This is a genomic window from Variovorax boronicumulans, assembly GCF_009811375.1.
Taxonomy (GTDB): domain Bacteria; phylum Pseudomonadota; class Gammaproteobacteria; order Burkholderiales; family Burkholderiaceae_C; genus Variovorax; species Variovorax boronicumulans.
This window is the reverse complement of the sequence record NZ_BKDH01000001.1, coordinates 3,550,307-3,572,782: the sequence shown is the minus strand read 5'-3', so window position 1 is coordinate 3,572,782 and position 22,476 is coordinate 3,550,307. Positions and strand designations below refer to the sequence as shown.

22 protein-coding genes are annotated in these 22,476 nt (G+C 67.5%); 12 read left to right on the top strand and 10 right to left on the bottom strand.

Going from position 1 to position 22,476, the window contains the following annotated elements; translation table 11 throughout:
* Positions 1-46: 46 nt before the first annotated feature.
* From VHAB30_RS16455 to VHAB30_RS16425, 7 genes are all read right to left on the bottom strand, one after another.
* Positions 47-499, bottom strand: coding sequence for a hypothetical protein (locus VHAB30_RS16455; protein WP_159277759.1), 453 nt, complete (start codon positions 497-499; stop codon positions 47-49).
* 14 nt (positions 500-513) lie between these two features.
* The gene (locus tag VHAB30_RS16450) at positions 514-1,287 is read right to left on the bottom strand and encodes a LuxR C-terminal-related transcriptional regulator (RefSeq protein WP_159277757.1); all 774 of its coding nucleotides are present in this window, start codon (positions 1,285-1,287) and stop codon (positions 514-516) included.
* An 859-nt stretch (positions 1,288-2,146) separates the two neighbouring features.
* The gene (locus VHAB30_RS16445) at positions 2,147-2,833 is read right to left on the bottom strand and encodes a response regulator (RefSeq protein WP_159277754.1); all 687 of its coding nucleotides are present in this window, start codon (positions 2,831-2,833) and stop codon (positions 2,147-2,149) included.
* A gap of 37 nt (positions 2,834-2,870) precedes the next feature.
* Positions 2,871-4,553, bottom strand: a complete 1,683-nt coding sequence (locus VHAB30_RS16440) for a sensor histidine kinase (protein WP_159277752.1) — start codon at positions 4,551-4,553, stop codon at positions 2,871-2,873.
* 377 nt (positions 4,554-4,930) lie between these two features.
* On the bottom strand, positions 4,931-5,401 hold the full coding sequence (locus VHAB30_RS16435; RefSeq protein WP_062470870.1) for a hypothetical protein: 471 nt from the start codon (positions 5,399-5,401) through the stop codon (positions 4,931-4,933).
* A gap of 390 nt (positions 5,402-5,791) precedes the next feature.
* Positions 5,792-7,138 carry a DUF5666 domain-containing protein gene (locus VHAB30_RS16430; protein ID WP_159277751.1) on the bottom strand — a complete coding sequence of 449 codons (1,347 nt, stop codon included), beginning with the start codon at positions 7,136-7,138 and terminating at the stop codon, positions 5,792-5,794.
* Positions 7,135-7,968, bottom strand: coding sequence for a DUF6502 family protein (locus tag VHAB30_RS16425; RefSeq protein ID WP_159277748.1), 834 nt, complete (start codon positions 7,966-7,968; stop codon positions 7,135-7,137). The genes VHAB30_RS16430 and VHAB30_RS16425 overlap by 4 nt, the downstream gene beginning before the upstream one ends.
* Positions 7,969-8,322: 354 nt before the next feature.
* Here VHAB30_RS16425 and VHAB30_RS16420 point away from each other — a divergent pair, with 354 nt between their 5' ends.
* Both VHAB30_RS16420 and VHAB30_RS16415 read left to right on the top strand, forming a co-directional pair.
* Positions 8,323-9,276 carry an alpha/beta fold hydrolase gene (locus tag VHAB30_RS16420; protein ID WP_159277746.1) on the top strand — a complete coding sequence of 318 codons (954 nt, stop codon included), beginning with the start codon at positions 8,323-8,325 and terminating at the stop codon, positions 9,274-9,276.
* Positions 9,273-9,590, top strand: a complete 318-nt coding sequence (locus tag VHAB30_RS16415; RefSeq protein ID WP_159277744.1) for an antibiotic biosynthesis monooxygenase family protein — start codon at positions 9,273-9,275, stop codon at positions 9,588-9,590. The genes VHAB30_RS16420 and VHAB30_RS16415 overlap by 4 nt, the downstream gene beginning before the upstream one ends.
* 4 nt (positions 9,591-9,594) lie before the next feature.
* On the opposite strand, the gene VHAB30_RS16410 is transcribed toward VHAB30_RS16415, so the two are convergent.
* Positions 9,595-10,302, bottom strand: a complete 708-nt coding sequence (locus tag VHAB30_RS16410; RefSeq protein WP_159277742.1) for a FadR/GntR family transcriptional regulator — start codon at positions 10,300-10,302, stop codon at positions 9,595-9,597.
* Positions 10,303-10,376: 74 nt separating this feature from the next.
* Positions 10,377-11,702: an MFS transporter gene (locus VHAB30_RS16405; protein WP_062470888.1), complete on the bottom strand. Its 1,326-nt coding sequence runs from the start codon at positions 11,700-11,702 to the stop codon at positions 10,377-10,379.
* Positions 11,703-11,889: 187 nt separating this feature from the next.
* On the opposite strand from VHAB30_RS16405, the gene VHAB30_RS16400 reads away from it, so the two are divergent.
* Together VHAB30_RS16400 and VHAB30_RS16395 are read left to right on the top strand one after the other, a co-directional pair.
* Positions 11,890-12,447: an ureidoglycolate lyase gene (locus VHAB30_RS16400; protein WP_070059812.1), complete on the top strand. Its 558-nt coding sequence runs from the start codon at positions 11,890-11,892 to the stop codon at positions 12,445-12,447.
* Positions 12,448-12,587: 140 nt separating this feature from the next.
* Entirely contained in the window at positions 12,588-12,950 is a 363-nt protein-coding gene (locus tag VHAB30_RS16395) for a hypothetical protein (protein WP_159277738.1), read from the top strand.
* Between the two features lie 150 nt (positions 12,951-13,100).
* Here VHAB30_RS16395 and VHAB30_RS16390 read toward each other — a convergent pair whose 3' ends face one another.
* Positions 13,101-13,307, bottom strand: a complete 207-nt coding sequence (locus VHAB30_RS16390) for a hypothetical protein (RefSeq protein ID WP_159277736.1) — start codon at positions 13,305-13,307, stop codon at positions 13,101-13,103.
* Between the two features lie 145 nt (positions 13,308-13,452).
* Between VHAB30_RS16390 and VHAB30_RS16385 the strand changes: the two genes are divergently transcribed.
* From VHAB30_RS16385 to VHAB30_RS16350, 8 genes are all read left to right on the top strand, one after another.
* A complete protein-coding gene (locus VHAB30_RS16385) occupies positions 13,453-15,048 on the top strand; it encodes a methyltransferase regulatory domain-containing protein (RefSeq protein WP_159277734.1) in 1,596 nt (531 codons plus the stop codon).
* Positions 15,049-15,109: 61 nt separating this feature from the next.
* Positions 15,110-16,846, top strand: coding sequence for a gamma-glutamyltransferase (ggt, locus tag VHAB30_RS16380; RefSeq protein WP_070059809.1), 1,737 nt, complete (start codon positions 15,110-15,112; stop codon positions 16,844-16,846).
* Positions 16,847-16,907: 61 nt separating this feature from the next.
* Complete coding sequence (locus VHAB30_RS16375) at positions 16,908-17,648, top strand: pseudouridine synthase (RefSeq protein WP_159277732.1); 741 nt, start codon at positions 16,908-16,910, stop codon at positions 17,646-17,648.
* Positions 17,649-17,753: 105 nt separating this feature from the next.
* Positions 17,754-18,767 (top strand): YncE family protein, encoded by a 1,014-nt coding sequence (locus tag VHAB30_RS16370; protein WP_159277730.1) that lies wholly within the window; start codon positions 17,754-17,756, stop codon positions 18,765-18,767.
* Positions 18,751-19,581, top strand: a complete 831-nt coding sequence (locus VHAB30_RS16365; protein WP_159277728.1) for a polysaccharide deacetylase family protein — start codon at positions 18,751-18,753, stop codon at positions 19,579-19,581. Before VHAB30_RS16370 ends, VHAB30_RS16365 begins: the two co-directional genes overlap by 17 nt.
* Before the next feature lie 16 nt (positions 19,582-19,597).
* Positions 19,598-20,572 (top strand): sterol desaturase family protein, encoded by a 975-nt coding sequence (locus VHAB30_RS16360; protein ID WP_159277726.1) that lies wholly within the window; start codon positions 19,598-19,600, stop codon positions 20,570-20,572.
* Positions 20,573-20,629: 57 nt separating this feature from the next.
* Positions 20,630-21,535: an EI24 domain-containing protein gene (locus tag VHAB30_RS16355; RefSeq protein WP_159277724.1), complete on the top strand. Its 906-nt coding sequence runs from the start codon at positions 20,630-20,632 to the stop codon at positions 21,533-21,535.
* The gene (locus tag VHAB30_RS16350; protein ID WP_167394999.1) at positions 21,532-22,332 is read left to right on the top strand and encodes a competence/damage-inducible protein A; all 801 of its coding nucleotides are present in this window, start codon (positions 21,532-21,534) and stop codon (positions 22,330-22,332) included. Before VHAB30_RS16355 ends, VHAB30_RS16350 begins: the two co-directional genes overlap by 4 nt.
* Positions 22,333-22,476: the final 144 nt, after the last annotated feature.

Below are 22,476 nucleotides of genomic sequence, written 5' to 3'. Positions count from 1 at the left end.
CAGGAATGCAACTTTCTCACATACAAATTAACTGACGAGAACCTGACTACGCGCGCCAGAGCCAAAAAAAAACAGCGGCCGCGGCGACACCGGCCGAAATCAGGGCGATCAGCGCCATTTCCGCATGGCCGCCATTGCTTTTTTGGGACGCCGCAGCGAAAGCGGGAGGGCGTTCATTGCCGTGTAGCGGGCTCGCGAAGGGGCTGTAGACGGCGGAGCCGGGGCGCTCCGGGTCACCGCTTCCTGTGGTGGCCGCCGGATCGTCGGGAGAGGCCGTCACCACGGCCGCGTCGCTTGCGGCTTCGCCGTCCGCAACGCCGCCATCCGGGTTCTCGTGCGCCGCAACGGCGGCCGACGTCGCTTCCGTCGCGATCGCCAGGTCGGCGCACATGACCTGCGTGGCCCAGGCCGCGACAAGCATGGCCTGGACGAAGGGCCGCTTGTCGAGCGCGCGGCGAGGGCGCGATCCGGCGGCGAAGGGGCAATCGATCGAAGTCATGGGGTCGCTGCCCTTCAGATCAGGCCCGTGTGAACGGCGAAGTTCACCGCCTGGGCGCGCGAATGCACATGCAGCTTCTTGTAGATGCTCTTGATGTGCACATTGACGGTCTGGCCCGTGATGCCGAGCTTGGCGCCGATCTCCGCGGAGACGTAACCCGAGGCCACGCAACGCAGGACCTCGCTCTCTCGCGGCGTCAGTGTCATGTCGCGCGACGGCGGCCTCGGCGGCGCCGGCGCCTTGTCGGCGACCGGCTCGCGGGGGTGGTAGTCCAGGCGGTGCAGCAGGCGCCGCGTGAGTCGGGGCGTGATCGCCGCCCCGCCGTTCACCACGTGCAGCACGGCATCGGCGAAGCTTTGCAACCAGGCGTTCTTCAGGAGGTACCCCATGGCACCCAGTTCGAAGGCGCGCAGCACGTGGGCGTCGTCCTCGAGCGAGGAGATCACGATGACCTCGCTGCTGCGGTGCAGGCGGCGTGCCTCGGTGATCAGCTCGAAGCCCATCTCGTCCCCCAGCTGCAGCTCGAGCATCAACACGTCGAAGGTGTGCGTGGTCAGCAGCCGGCGTCCCTCGCGAACGCTGTCGGCCTGGCCTTCGAGCTGGATGCGCAGGTCCGACAGCAACTCCTGGGCGATCACCCGGCGCATGTACTCGTCGTCGTCGACGAGCAGCACGCGCACCGGCGATTTTTCCTGGCCGATCAGGAAGTCCGGCCACAGCCTCGCGGCGGGCGCGCAGACGCCGACGGAGGCCTTCTCGCCAGAGCTGATGAGCCGGTGATCAAGCATGTGCCTGCCCCGGTTGGCGTGAGCGACGCAGGCCGGTCGTTGCGAGCGTGGGCGGGGAGACGCAAAGGTCGTCCATCGAGCGCTCCGGGGCCACTTTCCCCATCGGCGGCAAAGCAGGTTGGGGTTTCATACATTTTCAATAGAAAAATGAAAGGCAAGTGCCGAATTGAATGTTTTCTGTGAGTTTTAATTGAAATTCAATTCGGCCCGAGGCTTGCGCAATCCTATGAACTTGACGGGACGGTTGCGCGGGTCTTTTGCTCCTGTTTGTGGAAAGACATGAGTGTTTCAAAATGGAACTACCTGAACCATGACGTTCGATATACCTAATTTCTATGTTTTTGAGGCGGATCGTGAAAAACGACGCATTGTTCGCCAAGTGAGCAATGCTGGTTGAAAAGTGGAATGGGCTTATTTATGCATGGAAATTTTGAAAAGAATGAAATTAATCAAACATGAAATTCATTTTTAAATGGGTATTTGGTTTTCGATGAAATAAAATATTCAAAAAACCAATTGAAACTGCGGAAATAATTTGATTATTGAAATTCCGATGATATTTGAATTGAATGAAATATTCTATTAACCAAATTGCCTGCTATCCGATTTTTATTTTTGGAATTTATTCTCTCGTCCGATCATGATTTTTCAATTCAATTGAAATTCAATTTCTTTGAGGTGGCGCGAAATACGGTGCCGAATCTTTTCCTCCTCTGCCAGTCCGGTGCGCTCCCGCACGCCAGCTGATCGCAGCAGGCGGGGATCGGAAAAGCGGGGAAATGGCGGGTCCCGGAGGGGGGATGCCGACGCTGAGCGGCCCGCAGCGGGCGCCCCGAAGGACGGGGCGGGCAGGGCGCTGTCAGTGCGCCATGGCGTCGAGGTGGTGCTTGACCGCGTAGATGTACAGCTCGAGCCGGTTCGTCACGCCGAGCTTCTGGTAGATCGACGTGAGATGGTTGCGCAGCGTGTGCTCGGTGACGAAGGCCTGCCCGGCCAGGGTCTTGTTGGAGGCGCCGCTACCGTGCACCACGGTGCGGACGATGTCGCGCTCCTTCTGGGTCAGGCTGGCCTGCCTGACGGACTCGGGGTCGGCTTTAGGCGGCTTCTTCACCGAGGTGAGTTCCGAGAGCACGCGGCCCATGGTCGGGGCATCGACGCAGAGTTCGCCGTGGTGCACGCGCTCGATCGCATCGAGCACCTGCTCGGCCGAGGCGTCCTTGCGCATCACGCCGCGCGCGCCGCGCAGCACCGCAAGGTCCAGCGTGCGCTGCTCGCGTTCGCCGGTCAGCACGACCACGCGCGAGACCTCGTTCGACAGCAGCTGCGGCAGGATGTCGAGGGCGCAATGGCCGTCCAGGTCGAGGTCGAGCACGATGACGTCGGGAGCCAGGCTCTGCGTGTGTGCCACGGCCTCTTCGCAGCAGCTGGCGGTGGCGACGACCTTCATGCGCGGCTGTTCGTCGTCGATCAGCCGGGACAGGCCCCACAGCATGGTCTGGTGATCGTCCACCAGCAGGACGCCGATGGGATGGGCTTCGGTTTGCATGAGGGGCTCCTCGGACTGTTGTCGTGCTTTTGGGGGCTCAGATGGGGATTTCGATCAGCACCTCGGTGCCGCCGCCCCGGCACCGGCTGACCTGCGCGCGGCCTCCGAGCGCCGCTGCGCGGTCGCTGAGGGAGCGTGGCCGGAAGGGCGCGAAGTTCTCTTCGTCGCCTTCGTTCTCGATGCGCAGGTGCAGGCAGCCATTGCGGCAGCCGATGCGCACGCTGCCGCGGCGGGCCTGCGTGTGCTTGCAGATGTTGTTCAGGCCTTCGCCCACCATCTGCAGAACCTCCGCGGTCATGCGGTCGTCAAGACGCACGTGGCCTTCGACGTTCACCGAAATCTCGATGCCGTAGAGCCCCTGGATGCGGGCGGCCTGGCTGTACAGCTGGTGCAGCACGAGGCCGCACGAACTTTCCGGGCCGGCCTTGACCGCGCCCGCGAAGCGCCGCAGGTCGGCGATCACGCCGCTCGCCACCTCGGCGAGCTTGTCCAGATCCTCGAGCAGCGGGTTGTCCGCGGCGGCCTTCTTGCGCAGGGCGCACAGGCCCATGCGCAGCCCGATGTAGGGCTGCACGGCCGTGTCGTGCAGGTCCAGCGAGATCTTCAGGCGCTCGGTGGCGGCCGCTTCGGAGGCCATGCGGTCGAGCACCTCGATGGTCTCGATGACCGGGAAGATCTGTTCCATGAGGTGCGCGAGGAACAGCGCATCGGACTTGCTGAAGTGGCCGTTGCGCGAGGAGATGAACACGCGCCCCTCGCCCAGGCGCAGCGGCAGCGCGGCGCTGATGAACGCGCGGGCCTCGAGCATGGCGGCCACCGCGGCACTGCGCTTGGCGCCGTCGCGGCCCTCGGGGCGCCAGCCGATCGCACCGGGGCCGTGCATGTGGCTGCGCGCAAAGAAGAGGTTCAGGGGCCAGGGCAGGCGGTTGCTCAGCACGGTGTGCGGATGCTCCAGCGCCATCAGCGGCGACTCGGCGATGCCCCCGAGCGTCTCGACACCGACGTGCTCGCAGGTGTCGTCCTTGCGCAGCGTGCGCAGGGTCCAGTTGCCGGTGGCGGTGTCCCGCGTCATGAGGATGCAGTGGCTGGCCTTGAAGAAGGCCAGCGTCTTTTCCATCGTGCGAGCGATGGTGCGGCCCGCGCCGAAGCGCGGGTTCGACAGCTGGCTGATGTCACCCAGCAGGGCCAGGCGCCGCTGCAGGATGAGCTTGGAGCCGCCCCAGTGCACGATCATGTGCCCCAGCGCCAGCAGGAAGGTCGTGCGCATCAGCAGCTGCGGCGCGTCGTCGCCCGTGCTCGTGCCGAGCCCGCAGGCGGCGAACGACGCGACCGAGACGATCGTCACGCGGGCGCCTTCCTCGAAGCCCCAGCGGAACGAGGAGGTCAGGATGGCGAAGAAATAGAACAGGAAGAACAGGCTGTGCACGCCGCCCGTCACGAAGACGATCAGCGTGAACCACATCACGTCGGACCAGTGGACCGCCTTGCCCTGGACATGGCGCCATCCCCCCTGCGTGCAGGCGTGCACCAGCACGCTGTGCAGGAGGTATCCGCAAAAGGCCAGCCAGACCGCGCTGGCCACCGGTTGCCGCGTGGGCCCCGCATCGACCGCCATGGCCAGCACCGCCGAGATCGACAGCACCAGCCGCATGCGGGCGGCCATGAGCGCATCCGTCGACAGGCTGCTGTCGAGGCTCGGGGCGGAGACGGGGGCGCGCATGGCAAGACATCCTTCGCATGAACTGTTTCATGCACGGCAGGGGCCGACGTTCGGTGGTAACAGCCTGGCGTTCATTTCTTCGTGCCAATAACGCGGTGTATGTGAAGGTTTCACATTACTTCTTTGGTACTCGAAAGGAACCTTGTGGGCGATCTGTGACGTCTGTTGCGCTTGGTTTCAATTGTGTCGTGGGCGGGCTTTTTTCATCGCTGTACGAGGCGCTTCCCCTCGGCCGGGGGCTGTCGCACGGCAAACGGGTACCCGATTCATGGAGGTGTGGGGCAAGGGGAACGCGAGGGGCGGTGTTCGTGCGCGCCGGACGCACCGATCCCGGCGCGCCAGGGCTGGCACGCCGGGCGTTCGACCCGAACCCGGATTCAGCCTCGCCGTGGCACCAGCGCCGTCCGTCCCAGGGGGGTGACCCGCAGGACGGTGGCCTGGCGCAGCTTCTGACGGGCGCGGCAGATCGGGGGGAGGGTGGCCTCCACCATGCCGGCGGCCTCAAGAACCGCCACGGAGTTGATCTCCGACGGGTCCTCGGTGTGCAGGGGAAAGGTCGAGTTGCCGATCCTGCGCAGGTAATCGAGCGGCATGACGCTCCATTGGGGGCGTTCTTCATGCACCGAAGCGCCGTTGCCGCAGAGCGTGGCGATCTCCGCGTGCCCCTCGTCCGTGATGGCAAAGACCTGGGCGCTTTCGTACCGCTGGTAGCCGAAGTTGTCGACATGGAACTCGGCTTCGATGAGTCCGGTGGCGACCAGCACCGAGGCATGCCGGATGTCCGCGTCCGCCGTGAGCATGACCGGAAAACGCTTGTTCATGAGCCGAAGAAGAAGGACGAGCGGCATGCGGTACTCCTCGCAATGTCAGCGGTGCCGGCTGGCCCGGCGACGAACAGGCACCCGATGCGCAGCCCCGCACAGGGAGGCATCCGTCAGGCGTGGGCCTGCGATGCCAACGGGGAGCAACGGTCGCACTGAACTCGCGGGAACAGACACGGAAGCCACCAATGTAAGAAATGTGATTTTTTCACTTTAGTCCCTTTTTCGTACTTTCGCCATGGATTTGGAGATAGATGGCCGAAGGTGCTATCCGGCCCGCGTGCGCGCAGGCCGACGCCCGCCGCGGTGCGGCGGTGTCGAACTGGAACTGGATGTGTGCGAAAGCCCGGCTTCGCCTGCCGCCAGAAGGGGCGGGCGATGCGACCGGACGGCGGGGCGCTGCGCCGCCGCTTCAGGTCAGGGGTTGAATGTCACCCGTTGGGCAATGAGAACGCCGTCGACCACCCGGTCTCCCACGACGGTCACGCGCTGGCCGTTGGCCAGGTTCGCGGCGGTACCGTTCTCGAAGGTGGTACCCGGTCCGCTGGCGTCCACCGGCTGGCCCTGGACCCTGAAACTGGCAGGGGACACGTAGCCGCCGATGGCGCCGATGAGGGTGAACGAGGCCGGCCCGCCTGTGCCGGGCACATGGCGGATGCGCAGCTTCTTGACGACCAGCACCCCGCCGGACATGAAGCCGTCGACCTCGACCTTCACGCCGTTGCCGAGCGAACCGACGGGGCCGCCCGTGATCTGCGCATTGGTGGCGTCCACCGGCGTGCCCAGCACCTTGAAGGCACCGCGCGAGACGAAATCGGTGATGTCCCCCGCCAGTTGCAGTGCGATGCCGTTGCTCGTCGGTATCGCGTACCAGCCCTCCACCTTGGTCGCCGTGAACGCGTTGCCGGTCGGCGCGACCGTGCCGCGGGCGCGCACGATGACACCGTTGGCCAGCGACGAGGCGTCGATGCCCGCGAAGCTGGCGCCGCCATAGCTGACCGTCAGCTGGCCGAGCGTGAAGGTCTGGCTCGTCACATTGAGGTTCTGGATGGCGCCTGTGACCAGCGGGGCGGTCAGCGTGGGCGCCGTCAGCACACGGGTGGCGCGCAGCGTGCCCGGCGCACCGGGCAGGCCCCACACCTGGACGAGGCTGCCGTCGGCCACATTGGCAAGCCCGTTCGCGTCGGCCCAGACCGTGGCCGCATCGATGGTCACGTTGATGCCCATGACGACGAAGCTGCCGGCGCCCACGTCGATGCGCGAGACGGCGCCACGCAGTTCGGCCCCCGACACGACCTGCGTCGCGATGCCGCGGGTGAAGTCGGGGTCGACCTTGCCGGCGACCCGCGCACTCATGCCGATCTGGAGTTCGGTGGCGTCCTCGACGGTGATGGTGGCCGTGTCCGTGGTGTAGCGCAGGCCGTTCAGGATGATGCTGCCCAGGCCGTCCGCGGCGCCGATGCCGGCGGCGTCCGCAGTCACGCCGGTGCCGCCCGAGCCGACACCGGAGCCGTCGGTGTTGCCGTTGCTGGCGGTGTCGCCGGAGCCGCCCGTGCCGGCGTTGCCCGAGCCGGACCCGGTCCCATCCCCGCCTGTGCCCGTGCCCGCGCCGCCGGGGCTGTCACCGCCGATCGCGGTGCCGGTGCCCAGGCCCAGGTTCCCGGCCGAGGCACCACCGCCGCCTCCGCAGGACATCAACAGGACCGTGAGGCCGGCGCAAAGCAAGCCCAGCAGGAGGCGGCGGGGTGTTTGGATCGTGCTCATGAGGGGCGCTCGCTTTCAGAGGACGCGGGCGGGGGCGGCGTGCCCTCGTCCTCGTAGTACGTGTAGATGCCGACACGGATTCGTCCATTGGCGCGGGCCGGCGCGCGGCTGACCGCCTGTGCCATTTCCTGCGCGAGCTCGTGGTGCAGGGCGGACCAGCGGTCGCGCACCAGGCGGTGGATCTGTTCGCAATCGTTCAGCGACAGCCCGCGCGCGTACACCGCGCGCTCGAGCATGCGGGGCTGCTCGCCCAGCGTGTTGGCGACGGCCGCCAGCAGGTGGTCCCGGCCGTTGTCGCCCATGAAGGCCAGCATCGACTGCAGGTCCTGCACGGGCACGAAACCGTCTGCGGTGAGCTCGGCCATGCCTTCGTTCTCGGTCACCATGTTCAACCGGATCAGCTCGTCGAGGATGGTGCGGTGGTGGACGTTGCCGCGGCTGCTCAGGCGGGCGACCGCCTCGAACGAGGGCGCCGTGTGGCCCGAGGTGACGGGCAGGCGCCGGAACGAAGCGTCTTCGGTCAGCATTTGCAGCCACAGCGTGAAGGTCTTGGCCGCGGCCGAGAGTTCGGTGTGGGGCAGGGGGTCGACGGTGGAGCGGACCTTGGCGGTCACGGCCTTGCGGTTCAGGCCGGTGGTGACCGACAACTGGCTCAGGTTGGGCTTGGGAACGCCCTGGCTGCGCCAGGAGTGCTGCGCCTCCTCGATCAGCAGGTCACGCAGCAACTCCTCCAGGTGGGGGTGCTTGACCCCCATCGCGAGGGCGAGCTTCACCACGGGTCGAAGGATGCGTGAGCAGGCCGCCAGGGCCCATTCCAGCCGTTGTTCCATGACGCGACGTGTGTAGTCCTGAAAGTGCGATGCCGACAGGATCGGAGGCGGCGCCCCGACCACCATCAACGCCCCATTGTCCTGCGCACCGCGCTGCAGTGAAAGCTTTGGACTGCGGTTTGACGGCCAGTGAGCCAAAGTTTCATGTTCAGGCGCGGGGCGACCGTCCGGCCGGTGCTGCCAAGGCCGATCGGCCAACGGGCTGGCCAGGTTGCCTATGTCGCCCTGCAACGTGCCTGCCGCAGGGCGCGCGCGGCCTGGACGACACCCAGGGTCGGTCCTTTCCCACATGCGGGCCCCGCGCCGGAGGCGACAAAGACACCTCTGTTTCTTTGCATGTCTCAAGGAGCCGAGATGGCCAATGCGAACCCCCGAAAGAACGACGCGGCCGGCACGACCGCCGTCACGCACCGCACGGTGCAGATCGATGGCGTCGAGGTCTTCTATCGCGCGGCCGGTCCGGTGGGTGCCCCGGTGCTGTTGTTGCTGCACGGCTATCCGTGTTCTTCGTTCCAGTACCGCGCGCTGATGCCGGCGCTGGCGGACCGCTGGCGCGTGGTGGCGCCCGATTTCCCGGGCTTCGGCTACAGCGGCACGCCCGAGGAGAACTTCGTGTTCGATTTCGATGGCTACGCGCACTTCCTCGACCGCTTCACCGCCGCGCTCGCGCTGCGCCGCTACGCGCTGTACCTGCACGACTACGGTTCGCAGATCGGCCTGCGCCATGCGATGCGGCGGGCCGGGCGGGTGACGGCGCTGATCGTCCAGAACGGCGACATCTACGAAGACGCGCTGGGGCCGAAGTACGCGGCGATCCGGGCGTACTGGAACGACCCGAGCGAGGCCCATCTCGCGGCGCTGGAGCGCGCCGTGAGCGAAGAAGGCTTTCGCGACGAGTTCATCGGCGAGGTGTCGTCGCGCGTGGCCCCGCGGCTCGCGCCCGATCTCTGGCGCCTTCACTGGCCGTTGATGGACACGCCCGCGCGGCGCGGCATTGCGCTCGGTCTCATGAAGGGCCTGAAGGAGAACCTGCGGTGGTTCCCGCGCTACCAGGACTACCTGCGCACGTACCGCCCGCCCACGCTGATCCTGTGGGGTCCGCAGGACGGCTACATGCCGATCGAGGCCGGCCGCGCCTACCTGCGGGACCTGCCCGACGCCCAGTTCCACGCGTTCGACGACGGGGGCCACTGGCTGCTCGAGACGCACCTGGCCGAGGTGCTGCCGCCGCTGCGCGATTTCCTGGGGCGGCACCTGCCGGTGCCGGCGTCTGCATCCACCCGGACGATCGAAGGCGTGCCGGTATGAGCGTCGCCACCATCGCGCGCATCTGGCGCGGCCGCGTCACGCCCGATCGCGCGGAGGCCTACGAACGCTACCTGCTGGCTGAAGGCATTCCGCCGCTGCGCAAGACGGCGCTCGCGGTGCAGCTGTTCCGCGAAGACCGCGCCACCGACACCGAGTTCGTCACGACCTCCTACTGGCCCGACGTGGCCGCGATGAGCGCGTTCACCGGCGGCGACCCGAATGGGGTGCATCACCTGCCGCGCGATGCGGAGTTCCTGATCGAGCTGCCCGAGCGTGTCGAGGTGCTGCGCATCGTCGTCGACACGCGGGCCTGAAGCGTCAGGCTGCCTCGAGCCCCGTCGGAAAGTGCACGCCCGCGCGCTGCGCGGCCTGCACGATGTGCTGCGTCATCGCCTGCTGCGCCAGCGCCGGGTTGCCTTGCGCCAGCGCCTCGATGATCGCCATGTGCTCGTCGTAGGTGGCATGGCGCGCGCCGCGCTTGTAGAAGGGCAGGCGCTGGCTCTCCTGCATCACCTCGGCGCTGTTGCGCAGGATCTCGGCGATGGCCTGGTTGCCGGCGATGCCGATGATCTGCATGTGGAAGTCGAAGTCGAGCTGCGTGGCCTGCGTGAAGTCGCCGGCGTCGATGCATGCGCGCATCGCCTGTGCATTGGCGCGCAGCGCCGCCAGGTCGTCCGCCTCGATGACCAGGCAGGCCAGCCGCGCGGTGAAGTTCTCGACCGCGAAGCGCAGCTGGTACACGTCCTGCAGCGAATGCGAGGTGGCGAACTTCCAGGCCGGGGAGGCCGACGGCGCCTGTTGTCCGCCGTCCTCGGCCACGTACATGCCCTTGCCGGGGCGCGGAATGACGAGGCCCGTGCCCTGCAGCGTCGACAGCGCCTCGCGCAGCGAGGTGCGGCTGATGCCGAGCTGCTCGGCCAGGTCGCGCTGCGAAGGCAGCAACCCGCCGGCCGCGTAGGTGCCGTCCGCGATCCGCTGCTGGATCAGGCGGGCGGCGGTGGCGGCGACGGCGGGGGAGGCGAGCATGGGCGGTTTTCGGTGCGAAGTGCGGCAGTGGCGGGAGCTGGAAATCTTACTGTGGCCGCACCTCGGGGCCTTCCCTACTTGTTGACCAGCTTGGCCGGCACCGTCCAGGTGAGGAAGGCGCCGAACAGCAGCACGCCGGCCAGCACGAACAGGGCGATGTCGGTGCTCTTCGTGGCGTCCTTGATCAGGCCGATCATGTAGGGGCTCACGAAGCCCGCCAGGTTGGCAAAGGAGTTGATGAGCGCAATGCCGGCTGCTGCACCCGCGCTCGACAAAATGGCCGTCGGCAGGCTCCAGAACAGCGGCGACGTCGCCAGGCTGCCGCCCGCGGCCAGGGCCAATGCGGCCAGCGAGAGGTACACGTTGTTGCTGAAGATGGCGCTCAGCGTGAGGCCCAGCGCGCCGCAGCAGAAGGGCACGATCAGGTGCCAGCGGCGTTCGCGCATGCGGTCGGAGCTGCGGCTCACCAGCAGCATCGAGACGATGGCCACGGCGAAGGGAATGGCGGTGAGCAGGCCGATGTTCAGCGCGCCCGACACGCCCGACTGGCGCACCAGCGTGGGCAGCCAGAAGGTCAGGCCGTACTGGCCCATCACCGTGCAAAAGCAGATCAACGCCATCTTCACGATGCGGCGGTCGGCGAACAGCGCGCGCAGCGTCATGTGGCTGGTGCCGCCCTTGGTGGCGTTCTCGGCGGCGATGTTGCGTGCGAGCACGGCCTTTTCTTCCGCGGTGAGCCAGCGTGCGCCCTGGATGCTGTTGTCGAGGTAGACGATGACCAGCAGGCCGATCACCAGCGAGGGCAGCGCCTCGATGAGGAACAGCCATTGCCAGCCGCGCAGCCCGCCCATGCCGTGCATGGCGTCCATGATCAGCCCCGACAGCGGCCCGCCCAGCACGCCCGACACCGGAATCGCGCACATGAACACCGCCACCATCTTGGCGCGGCGGTGCGAGGGAAACCAGTAGGTGAGGTACAGGATCATCCCCGGGTAGAAGCCGGCCTCGGCCGCTCCGAGCAGGAAGCGCAGCACGTAGAACTGCGTGGGCGTGGTCACGAACATCATCGCGGCCGAGATCAGGCTCCACGTGATCATGATCCGCGAGATGGTGGCCTTGGCGCCGATGCGGTGCATCAGCAGGTTGCTCGGCACCTCGAAGAAGAAGTAGCCGATGAAGAACAGCCCCGCGCCCAGCCCGTACATGGCTTCGCTGAATTGCAGGTCGCTGAGCATGTTCAGCTTGGCGAAGCCGACGTTGACGCGGTCCAAGTAGGCGGCCACGTAGCAGAGCATCAGGAACGGCATGAGTCGCCATGCCACTTTCTTGTAGAGCGCGTTCTCCGCTGCAGCAGAGGTGGTGGCCGGCTGCAGCGGCGCATGAAGGGTGGTGGTTGACATGGCGGTCCTCGAAGGCGTCGATGGGGTGGATTAACTGGTATTACCGGTATGATTTAACGCGACCGAGACCTTAAGGCCTCATGCGCCATTGGACACTAGCGATTTCCCTGACGCCGGGAGATTGACGGCCAGGATGCATCACAAGGATACTGGTAATACCAGTTGGACCAAAAAAGCCGAGGAGTTTCTGTTGACGATTGCCAGCCCCACCTTCCTGCCCCCGGCGCCGGGCACGCCCGCGGCGCTCGCGCTCGTTGCGCAGCCGCTGACGCGCGAGGCCTTCGCCGCGTTCGGCGACGTCATCGAGAGCGCGCACGCCCGGTCGATGCCGATCAACGCGGGCATGACCACGCGCTTTCACGACCTGGCGCGCGTGGACCCGGGCCCCGGCGACAGCCGCGTGCTGGTGAACATCTTCGAGACGCAGCCCTACGCGATGCCGCTGCAGGTGGGCATGCTGGAGCGCCACCCGCTGGGCAGCCAGGCCTTCGTGCCGATGGACGGCAGCCGCTTTCTCGTGGTGGTGGCGCCGGCGGGCGACACGGTGCGCGTGGAAGACATCCGCGCCTTCGTCACCGACGGGCGGCAGGGCGTGAACTATGCGCGCGGCGTCTGGCACCACCCGCTGGTGGTCACGCAGCAGCCGGCCAGCTTCGTGGTGATCGACCGCGGCGGGGCCGGGCCGAACTGCGACGAGATTCTGGTGCCGCCGGCGTGCGTGGTGCGCGTCAGCCTGGCGGGCTGAGCGCGCGCCATCCCTGCGGCCATCGCCCGGCGGCTGCGCCAGCGTCGCAGGCACCGCGACGCCGACTTGCGGCCATTGGCGAAAGAGGCCTACACCGCCGGGAACGCCCCGGTGAAACCTTCGGGCCATGGGTGAACGCCATGCGCAATCCAACGAAATCGATGTTTGCCGGAAGCCTCGCCATCGGGGTCCTGGGCGTCGCGGCGCTCGTTGCCGGGCCGGCTGCCGCGCAGTCGACCGACAGGCCGCCGCCACCGCCGGTCAAGCCGCAAGCGCAACCTGGGCCCGACCCCGAACTCCTCGTGAAGCCGCCGCCCCATGGCCATCCGCGGCTGGTGAAGCCCGCGCCACCCGACCGCGACCCCGGCATGGTGAAAAAGCCGCCGGTGGACGCGAAGCCGGCCGGCGAGGACAAGCCCCGCGTGGACGACCCTGGCGCGCCCTCGCGTCAGGACGACTGTCGGGGCACCGCCGAGGACTGCAGGCAGAACTCCCCGCGCTGACGTTTCGAACGGAAGGACACGCCTCGCCATGAAATGGTCGAGTCGCCGGGCTACCTGCGCAAGACCTGCGACCGCGAGAGCGGGTTGGCGCTCATCGACATCGACGCCTGAGCGGTGCGGTCGGGCGTCAGCCCTGCGTGATGCGGTGCCTTACTGGCACTGGAACAGCACGCCGGATTCGGCGGGTGCCTTGCCGAGCCACTTCGGGTCCTGCCCCTTGGCGCTGCAGTAGTCCGAAGCCTGGGTGTAGGTCATGGCACGCAGCACACCGTCGCGGAAGGGAACGATCTGGTTGGGCGGCGTCGAGCAGCCGGCAATGACCAAAGCCAGGGGAAACAGTGTGATGCGCCAGTTCATCGGGCCATTCTAAAGAGGTCGTGCAAGCGCATGAGCCTGCGGCCAGGGCAGGGCGGCTCGACCCGCGCCGGCTTCTTTTTGCGAGGGCGCGGGGCTATAGTCTGCGAGCACTGCTGCAGCCCCTTCCGATCCCCAAAGGACGTTCGTGCCGGACTCTCTGACTTCCACGCTCACCAGTTACTACGATGCGGTGCCCTACGACTCGCACCCGTTTCCCCAGTCCGCCGTGGAGCACCTGGAAGCCCTGGCCTTCCTGTTCGGACTCGAGGCGCCGCCGCCGCACAAGGCGCGCGTGCTCGAGCTGGGCTGCGCCGCCGGCGGCAACCTGATCCCGTTCGCGGCGCGCCATCCGCAAGCCCACGCGGTCGGGGTCGACCTGTCGCGCGTGCAGGTGGCCCAGGGCGCCGCGGCGCTCGACCAGGCGGGGCTGTCGAACATCGAACTGAAGACCTTCAACATCGCCGACATCGACGCCTCGTTCGGCCTGTTCGACTACATCGTCTGCCACGGCGTCTACAGCTGGGTGCCGGGGCCGGTGCAGGACGCGATCCTGCGCGTGTGCGCCGAGAACCTGGCGCCCAACGGCGTGGTCTACGTGAGCTACAACGTGTACCCGGGCTGGAAGGCGCGCGAGATCGTGCGCGACGCGATGATCCTGCGCGGCGGCCCGCGCGACACGCCCGAAGAAAAGCTCTCCTACGCGCGCGGCATGCTCGAGTTTCTCGAGCAGTCGGCCCGACCCGACAGCGTGCTGCGCAAGACGCTCGAAGAGACGATGCCGATCGTGCGCAACTCCGGCAACTACTACCTGCTGCACGAGTTCCTCGAGCCCTGCAACGAGCCCTGCTATTTCAAGGAGTTCGTCGCGCGTGCCGAGGCGCGCGGGCTGGCCTACCTGTGCGACGCCGAGCCCTCGACCATGTTCGTGCAGAACTACGGCGAGAAGGTGCGCGACCCGCTGCTGCGCGAGTGCGGCGGCAGCCAGGTGATGATGGAGCAGTACCTCGACTTCCTCGTCAACCGCACCTTCCGCCAGACGCTGCTGGTGAAGCAGGGCAATGCCGCCAACATCCGCTACCGCCTCGAGGTGCCCCGCCTGCGCGCGCTGGAATTCGCCGGCGTCTTCCGCGTCGATGGCGGCGAGGCCCTCACCATCGACGCCCGCGAGCAGCCCTGCACCGCGCTGCGCGACCTGAAGGTCACGTTGCGGCTGCCGGCGCACAAGGCGGTGGCGCAGGCACTCGACGCGAGCTATCCGTGTTCGATGTCGACCGAGGCCCTGCTGGCCGCCGTGGTGACGCTCACCGGCGAGCCGCGCGCGGCCGTCGAGCCCATCGTGCTCGCCATGCTCGAGGAGTTGCTGATCCTCGGCGCGCTGCGCATCCGCCGCACGCCGGTGTCGGCGGCGGCCTCGGTGTCGGCGCTGCCGCAGGTGCTGGCCCCGGTGCGCCGCGCGCTGGCCGGCCTGCCCGCGTCGCAGGCGACGGCCGTGCTCTGCAACCAGTGGCACGAGCCGGTGTCGCTCTCGGTGCTCGAACGCAGCCTGCTGCCGCTGCTCGACGGGGCGCACTCGCACGAGGCGCTGGCCGCTTTCCTGCTCGATGAGGTGCGCGCCGAACGCCTGCGCTTCCTCAAGGACGACCAGCCGCTGACCGACCCGTCGGCGCTGCACGCCTTCGCGCAGGAGCAGGTCGCGCAGGCGCTGCAAAGCCTGCGGCGCAAGGCGCTGCTCACGGCCTGACGGGCCACTATCCATTCACCCCTCCCTCATTCTTCATCCAACGCACAGAGGAGACTTTTCCATGCAGCACTTCAAGTGGACCCCCACCCTGCGCGCCGCCGTCGCGGCCGCGCTCACCCTGGCGGCGGCCGGCGGCGCGCAGGCCGCGTCGCAGGCGCCGGTGGCGGCCGAACACGGCATGGTCGTGAGCGCGCAGCACCTGGCCAGCAAGGTCGGCGTCGATGTGCTCAAGCGCGGCGGCAACGCGGTCGATGCGGCCGTGGCCGTGGGCTATGCGCTGGCGGTGGTGTACCCGGCCGCCGGCAACCTCGGCGGCGGCGGCTTCATGACGGTGCAGCTGGCCGATGGCCGCAAGACCTTCCTCGACTTCCGCGAGAAGGCCCCGCTGGCTGCCACGGCCAACATGTACCTCGACAAGGACGGCAACGTCGTCAAGGGTCTGAGCACCCACGGCCACCTCGCCGTGGGCGTGCCGGGCTCGGTCTCGGGCATGGAGTACGCGCGCGAGAAGTACGGCACCATGAAGCGCGCCGACCTCATCGCCCCGTCGGTCCAGCTGGCCGACAAGGGCTTCGCGCTGGAGCAGGGCGACATCGACATGCTGCTCACGGCCACCAACGACTTCAAGAAAGACCCGGTCTCCGGCGCGATCTTCCTGAACAAGGGCGAGCCCTTCGCGGTCGGCCAGAAGCTGGTGCAGAAAGACCTCGCCAAGACGCTGAAGGAAATCAGCGCCAAGGGCACCGACGGCTTCTACAAGGGCTGGGTCGGCAAGGCCATCGTGGCGTCGAGCCAGGCCGGCAAGGGCATCATCACGCAGGCCGACCTCGACCAGTACAAGACGCGCGAACTCGCGCCGGTCGAGTGCGACTACCGCGGCTACCGCGTGGTGTCGGCGCCGCCGCCGAGCTCGGGCGGCGTGATCATCTGCGAGATGCTCAACATCCTGGAGGGCTATCCGCTCAAGGACCTGGGCTTTCGCTCGGCGGAGTCGGTGCACTACCAGATCGAAGCCATGCGCCACGCCTACGTGGACCGCAACAGCTACCTGGGCGACCCCGACTTCGTGAAGAACCCGCTCGATCGCCTGCTCGACAAGGGCTACGCCGCCAAGATCCGCGCCGCCATCGACCCCAAGAAGGCCGGCGTGTCCAAGGACATCAAGCCCGGCGTCGCGCCGCATGAAGGCAGCAACACCACCCACTACTCGATCACCGACAAGTGGGGCAATGCCGTCTCGGTCACCTACACGCTGAACGACTGGTTCGGCGCCAAGGTCACGGCCGACAAGACCGGCGTGCTGCTGAACAACGAGATGGACGACTTCACCTCCAAGATCGGCGTGCCCAACATGTACGGCCTGGTGCAGGGCGAGGCCAACGCCATCGCCCCGGGCAAGCGCCCGCTGAGCTCGATGAGCCCGACCATCGTCTCCAAGGATGGCAAGCCCGTGTTCGTGGTCGGCACGCCCGGCGGCAGCCGCATCATCACGGCGGTGCTGCACACCATCCTGAACGTGGTCGACTACGGCATGAACGTGCAGGAGGCCGTGGATGCGCCGCGCTTCCACCAGCAGTGGCTGCCCGACGTGACCAACGTCGAGACCTTCGCGATCAGCCCCGACACCCGCAAGATCCTGACCGACATGGGTCACAACCTGGGCGTGCCGCAGCCGGCCAACCACCTGGCGGCGATCATCGTCGGCGCGCCCTCGCTGGGCGGCAAGCCGGTGGGTGCGAACCGCTTCTACGGCGCCAACGACCCGCGCCGCAACACCGGCCTGGCAGCAGGCTACTGAACCTGCGGCACACTTGAAGGCGGTCGTGCCCCTGTCGGCACGGCCGCTTTTTTCATTTTTCATGCACCTGCAAGACATCCTTTATACCCAGGGCTTCGGCACTCGCCGCGTGTGCGCGGGCCTGGTCCAGCAAGGCCACGTGAGCATCGCCGGCGCGGCCGTGACCGACCCCTTTGCCGACCTCGACCCCGAAGGCCTGCTGTTCACCGTGCAGGGCACCGAGTGGGCCTGCCACGAGAAGGCCTACCTGATGCTGCACAAGCCGGCCGGCACCGAGTGCTCGCAGAAGCCCTCGACCTACCCGAGCATCTACACGCTGCTGCCGTCGCCGCTGCGCCTGCGGCCCAACAAGGGCGCGGTGCAGGGCGTGCAGGCCATCGGCCGGCTCGACCAGGACACGACCGGCCTGCTGCTGCTGACCGACGACGGCCAGTTCATCCACAAGATGGGTTCGCCCAAGCACCATGTGCCCAAGGTCTACGAGGTGACGGCCAAGCACCCCATCGACGAAACGCAGATCGCCAAGTTGCTGGCCGGCGTGGTGCTCGACGACGACCCGAAGCCCGTGCGCGCGGCCGCCTGCGAGTCCGACAGCCTGCTGCACCTGCGGCTCACGCTCACCGAGGGCAAGTACCACCAGGTCAAGCGCATGCTGGCCGCGGTCGGCAACCGGGTCGAAGGGCTGCACCGCTCGCGCATCGGCGGCCTGGCGCTGCCGGACGACCTCGCGCCGGGGCAATGGCGCTGGCTCACGGCCGAACAGGTGGCCCAGCTGCGGGCGCCCGTGCCTCGCGCCGCGTGACATAGGTCAAGGCGCCGGGCTAAACAGCGGGTGAGGGGGCGCCCGCGGTCAGCTTTTCGTCGGGTTCGACCGTTAAGATTGTTAACCCTCTCCCGGAACCTTCCCTTGCGACTCCCTGCCCGCCCGAACGGCCGCATCGCGGCCTTCCTGCTGTCCTGCCTGTGCCTGACAGCCCTGGTGACCCTCCCCGCCGCGGCGGCGCCGCCGGCCCCTCCACCGGTTTTTGTGCTCAATTCGCTGGACGCCAGCGTGAGCGTGATCAACCCGGTCGACTGGACCGAGAAGCAGCGCATTCCCACCGGCAAGGAGCCGCACCACATCTACATGACACCCGACGAGAAGTCGGTCATCGTGGCCAATTCGGCGGGCGATTCGCTCACCTTCCTGGACCCGCGCACGGCCGAGGTGCAGCGCGTGGTGTACGGGATCATCGATCCCTACCAGCTGCAGTTCTCGCGCGACATGAAGTGGTTCGTCACGGCGGCCAACCGCCTGAATCACGTCGACGTGTACCGCTGGGACGGCAAGGACCTGAAGCTGGTCAAGCGCATCGCCACCGGCAAGACGCCCAGCCACATCTGGATCGACAACACCAGCACCGTGGCCTACGTCACCATGCAGGACAGCGACGAGCTGATCGCGGTCGACCTGCCGACGCAGACCATCCGCTGGCGCATGGCCACCGGCGCCATGCCGGCCGACATCTTCGGCGCCCACAACGACAAGACGCTGCTCGTGGGCCTCACGGGCAGCGACGGCGTGCAGGTGTTCGACGTGGCCGGCGCCCAGCCCAAGCTGGTCGGCAAGATCCCCACCGGCAAGGGCGCCCACGCCTTCCGCTCGGCCGGCGACGGCAAGACCGTGTTCGTGAGCAACCGGGTGGCCAACACCATCAGCCGCATCGACCTGACCACGCTGAAGGTCGTCGCCAACTACAACGTGCCTGGCGGCCCCGACTGCATGGACGTGTCGGCCGACGGCAAGACGCTGTACGTGACCTCGCGCTGGGCCAAGAAGCTCACGGTGGTCGATCTCGCGAGCCAGAAGGTCGTGCGGCAGATCAACGTCGGCCGCTCGCCGCACGGCGTCTGGACCCTCGACCATGCCAAGCGCATCTGAGCGCGTGCGTGGGTTACGCACCGCCGGGGTGGCCTTCGCCGTCGCGGCGCTGGCCTGCGCCACCGTGCCGGCCTCCGGTGCCCAGGAAGCCGCCGCCTGCGACAAGCCGGTCTACCTGACGCTGGACACCGGCCACATGGGCATCGCCCCGCTGGTGGCCGACGTGCTCAAGCGCCAGGACGTGCGCGTCACCTTCTTCGCCGCCGCCGAGCGCACCCAGACCGACGGCGACAGCCTGGACGACCACTGGGCGCCGTGGTGGAAGGCGAGGGCGGCCGAGGGCCATGAGTTCGGTTCGCACACCTACGACCACGCCTACTGGCGCGGCGACGTCAAGGGCACGCCGCCGAGCTTTCGCATCAAGCCGTCGGCCGGCCTGCAGACCGGCAAGGAGTCGGTCTGGAGCGCGGCCCAGTACTGCGCCGACATCCGCAAGTCGTCCGACCGGCTGGCTGCCATCACCGGCAAGAAGCCGCTGCCGATGTACCGCGCGCCGGGTGGCAAGACCTCGCCCGCGCTGCTGGCGGCCGCCAAGGATTGCGGCTATGCGCACGTGGGTTGGTCGCCCGCCGGCTTCCTGGGCGACGAGCTGCCGAGCGAAACGTTCAGCAACCAGAAGCTGCTGGCCCAGGCGCTGGCAGGCATCCGCCCCGGCGACATCCTGCTGGCGCACCTGGGCATCTGGTCGCGCAAGGACCCGTGGGCGCCCGCCAACCTCGAGCCGCTGATCGTCGGCCTGAAGGCCAAGGGCTTCTGCTTTCGCACCCTGCGCCAGCACCCGGACTACCGCGCCTGGATCGCCTCCCACCCTTGAATCCTGAGTTTTCGCCGTGATCGACTGGTTGACTGACGTTTTATCCGCCATGCAGGGCTGGCTCTTCGAGACCGCCGTGCAGCCGCTGGTGTACGCCATCGGCCTGGGCGGCTGGGCCGAGGACGCCTTCGACGCCACCGGCTGGCTGCTGGTCGGCGTGATCCAGATCCTGGTGCTGCTGGCCGTGATCGGCCCGCTGCAGCGCTGGCGCGCGGTCGAGCCCGTGACCGACCGCCGCGCCATCCGCACCGACGTGATCTACACGCTGATCCACCGGTTGGGCCTGTTCCGGCTGGCGCTGTTCTTCGTGCTGCAGCCCGTGTTCGACGACCTGCTCGGCAGCCTGCGCATGGCGGGGTGGGGCACCTTCCACCTGGACGAAGTCTGGCCCGGCGTGACCGACGTGCCGTGGGTGGCCTTTGCCATCTACCTTGTCGTGCTCGACTTTGTCGGCTACTGGATCCACCGGGGCCAGCATCAGTTCAACTGGTGGTGGAGCCTGCATTCGCTGCACCACTCGCAGCGCCAGATGACGATGTGGAGCGACGACCGCAACCACCTGCTGGACGACGTGATCCACGACACGCTCATCGTCATCGTGGCGCAGCTGATCGGCGTGGCGCCGGGTCAGTTCATCGCCGTCGTGGCCTTCACCCAGCTCAGCGAAAGCCTGCAGCACGCCAACCTGCGGCTGAGCTTCGGGGCGATCGGCGAGCGGCTGTGGGTCAGCCCGCGCTTTCACCGGCTGCACCACAGCATCGGGCTGGGCCACGAGTCGCACGGCAGGAGCACGCTCGGCGGCCACAACTTCGGCGTGCTGCTGCCCTGGTGGGACATGCTCTTTCGCACCGCCAACTTCGAGAACCGCTACGACCCGACCGGCATCCGCGACCAGGTCGAGCCCGGCGCCGACGGCCGCCCGCGCGACTACGGCCAGGGCTTCTGGTCGCAGCAGTGGCTGGGGCTGAAGCGGCTGTTCGGCCGCGCCTGAACCGGGGCGAGGGGCCGACGCCTGGCGGGCCGGGGCCTTGCGCTATCCTCGAACCTCATGCGCCTGCTCCTCGACTCCTTCTGGCGCGCGGTGGCCTATTGCATGCTCCCGCGCGTGATCGTGCTGTCGCTCCTGCCATTGGCGCTCATGGTGCTGCTGGCCGCGGGGCTCGGCTACTTCTACTGGGACGCGGCCGTCGCCTGGACGCGCGAGGCGCTCGACGCCTGGCCGCTGCTGTCCAGCTTCTGGGCCTGGATCGGGCGCCTCTTCTCCAGCGACGTCACGGCCGCGCTGGCGCCGCTGGTGGTGGTGTTCGGCGTCACGCCGCTGATCGTGGTGCTGTCGCTGCTCATCGTGGCCGGCTTTATGGCGCCGGCGCTCACCAAGCTCGTGGCCGAACGGCGCTTTCCCACGCTCGAACAGAAGAAGGGCGCCTCCTTCTTCGGCAGTGTGCTGCGCTCGCTCGGTGCCACGGTGCTGGCGCTGATCGCGCTGGTGGTGTCGATGCCGCTGTGGCTCATTCCGCCGCTGGTGCTGATCCTGCCGCCGCTGATCTGGGGCTGGCTCACCTACCGGGTGATGAGCTTCGACGCGCTGGCCGAGCACGCCAGCCCCGAGGAACGCGCCGCGCTGCTGCGCGCCCACCGGCTGCCGCTGCTGTGCATCGGCGTGCTGTGCGGTTACCTGGGCGCGGCGCCGAGCATCGTCTGGGCCTCGGGCCTGCTGTTCGCCGCCGCCTTCTTCGTGCTGGTGCCGATCGCCATCTGGATCTACACGCTGGTCTTCGCCTTTTCTGCGCTCTGGTTCGCGCACTACTGCCTCGACGCCCTGACCCAGCTGCGCGCCCAGCGCGCGGCGCAGCAGCCCGCGGCCGGCAGCGGCGACGCGCAGCAGCAGGCGATCGAGGCGGCCGAAGCTACCGAGGCCAACAAGGCCGCTCTTTCTCAATGGAGTTCTCCATGACACGCGCATTCGGTCTCATCGTGGTCGGCGACGAGATCCTTTCCGGCAAGCGGGCCGACAAGCACATGGCCAAGGTCATCGAGCTGCTGGCCGCGCGCGGCCTGCAGCTGGGCTGGGCCGAGTACGTGGGCGACGAGCCCACGCGGATCACCGCGGCCCTGATGCGCGCCTTCGCCTCGGGCGACATCGTGTTCTCGACCGGCGGCATCGGCGCCACGCCCGACGACCACACCCGCCAGTGCGCCGCCCAGGCCCTGCGCGTGCCGCTGGCGCTGCACCCCGAGGCCGAGGCGCTGATCCGCGAGCGCATGCAGGACACGGCCCTGGAGCAGGGCGTGCCCTACGAACCCGACCGGCCTGACAACATCCACCGCCTGAACATGGGCGTGTTTCCGCAGGGCGCGTCGATCATCCGCAACCCGTACAACAAGATCCCGGGGTTCAGCGTCGAGCACGTGCATTTCGTGCCGGGCTTTCCGGTCATGGCCTGGCCGATGATCGAGTCGGTGCTCGACAGCCGCTATGCCGACCTGTTCACCCGCAACGCCATCGCCGAGAAGTCCGTGATCGTTTTCGGTGCGATGGAAGCCACCCTCACGCCCCTGATGCAGGCCATCGAGCAGGCCCACGCCGGCATCAAGGTGTTCAGCCTGCCCAGCGTGGATCACCCGCAGTACGGGCGCCACATCGAGCTGGGCGTCAAGGGCGACCCTGCGAAGCTCGATGCCGCCTATGGCCAGCTGATCGAAGGCCTGCACACTTTCGATGCGAAGCTAGGCCCCGAATTGGTGCGTTAATCTGCATTGCACCAATTTGGTGATTTTTTCCTTTTCCGGCAGCCCCTGGGCCGTCACCCGGGCCTCATCCGGCGGGGTGACAATGGCACAGAAACTGCATCCTCCCGTCCCTGTATTCCTAACCACCATCCAACTCAGGAGAAA

Coding starts and splice junctions, on each gene's coding strand:
- VHAB30_RS16455 (WP_159277759.1), bottom strand. CDS start 499: ATGACTTCGATCGATTGCCCCTTCGCCGCCGGATCGCGCCCTCGCCGC.
- VHAB30_RS16450 (WP_159277757.1), bottom strand. CDS start 1,287: ATGCTTGATCACCGGCTCATCAGCTCTGGCGAGAAGGCCTCCGTCGGC.
- VHAB30_RS16445 (WP_159277754.1), bottom strand. CDS start 2,833: ATGCAAACCGAAGCCCATCCCATCGGCGTCCTGCTGGTGGACGATCAC.
- VHAB30_RS16440 (WP_159277752.1), bottom strand. CDS start 4,553: ATGCGCGCCCCCGTCTCCGCCCCGAGCCTCGACAGCAGCCTGTCGACG.
- VHAB30_RS16435 (WP_062470870.1), bottom strand. CDS start 5,401: ATGCCGCTCGTCCTTCTTCTTCGGCTCATGAACAAGCGTTTTCCGGTC.
- VHAB30_RS16430 (WP_159277751.1), bottom strand. CDS start 7,138: ATGAGCACGATCCAAACACCCCGCCGCCTCCTGCTGGGCTTGCTTTGC.
- VHAB30_RS16425 (WP_159277748.1), bottom strand. CDS start 7,968: ATGGAACAACGGCTGGAATGGGCCCTGGCGGCCTGCTCACGCATCCTT.
- VHAB30_RS16420 (WP_159277746.1), top strand. CDS start 8,323: ATGGCCAATGCGAACCCCCGAAAGAACGACGCGGCCGGCACGACCGCC.
- VHAB30_RS16415 (WP_159277744.1), top strand. CDS start 9,273: ATGAGCGTCGCCACCATCGCGCGCATCTGGCGCGGCCGCGTCACGCCC.
- VHAB30_RS16410 (WP_159277742.1), bottom strand. CDS start 10,302: ATGCTCGCCTCCCCCGCCGTCGCCGCCACCGCCGCCCGCCTGATCCAG.
- VHAB30_RS16405 (WP_062470888.1), bottom strand. CDS start 11,702: ATGTCAACCACCACCCTTCATGCGCCGCTGCAGCCGGCCACCACCTCT.
- VHAB30_RS16395 (WP_159277738.1), top strand. CDS start 12,588: ATGCGCAATCCAACGAAATCGATGTTTGCCGGAAGCCTCGCCATCGGG.
- VHAB30_RS16390 (WP_159277736.1), bottom strand. CDS start 13,307: ATGAACTGGCGCATCACACTGTTTCCCCTGGCTTTGGTCATTGCCGGC.
- ggt (WP_070059809.1), top strand. CDS start 15,110: ATGCAGCACTTCAAGTGGACCCCCACCCTGCGCGCCGCCGTCGCGGCC.
- VHAB30_RS16375 (WP_159277732.1), top strand. CDS start 16,908: ATGCACCTGCAAGACATCCTTTATACCCAGGGCTTCGGCACTCGCCGC.
- VHAB30_RS16365 (WP_159277728.1), top strand. CDS start 18,751: ATGCCAAGCGCATCTGAGCGCGTGCGTGGGTTACGCACCGCCGGGGTG.
- VHAB30_RS16355 (WP_159277724.1), top strand. CDS start 20,630: ATGCGCCTGCTCCTCGACTCCTTCTGGCGCGCGGTGGCCTATTGCATG.
- VHAB30_RS16350 (WP_167394999.1), top strand. CDS start 21,532: ATGACACGCGCATTCGGTCTCATCGTGGTCGGCGACGAGATCCTTTCC.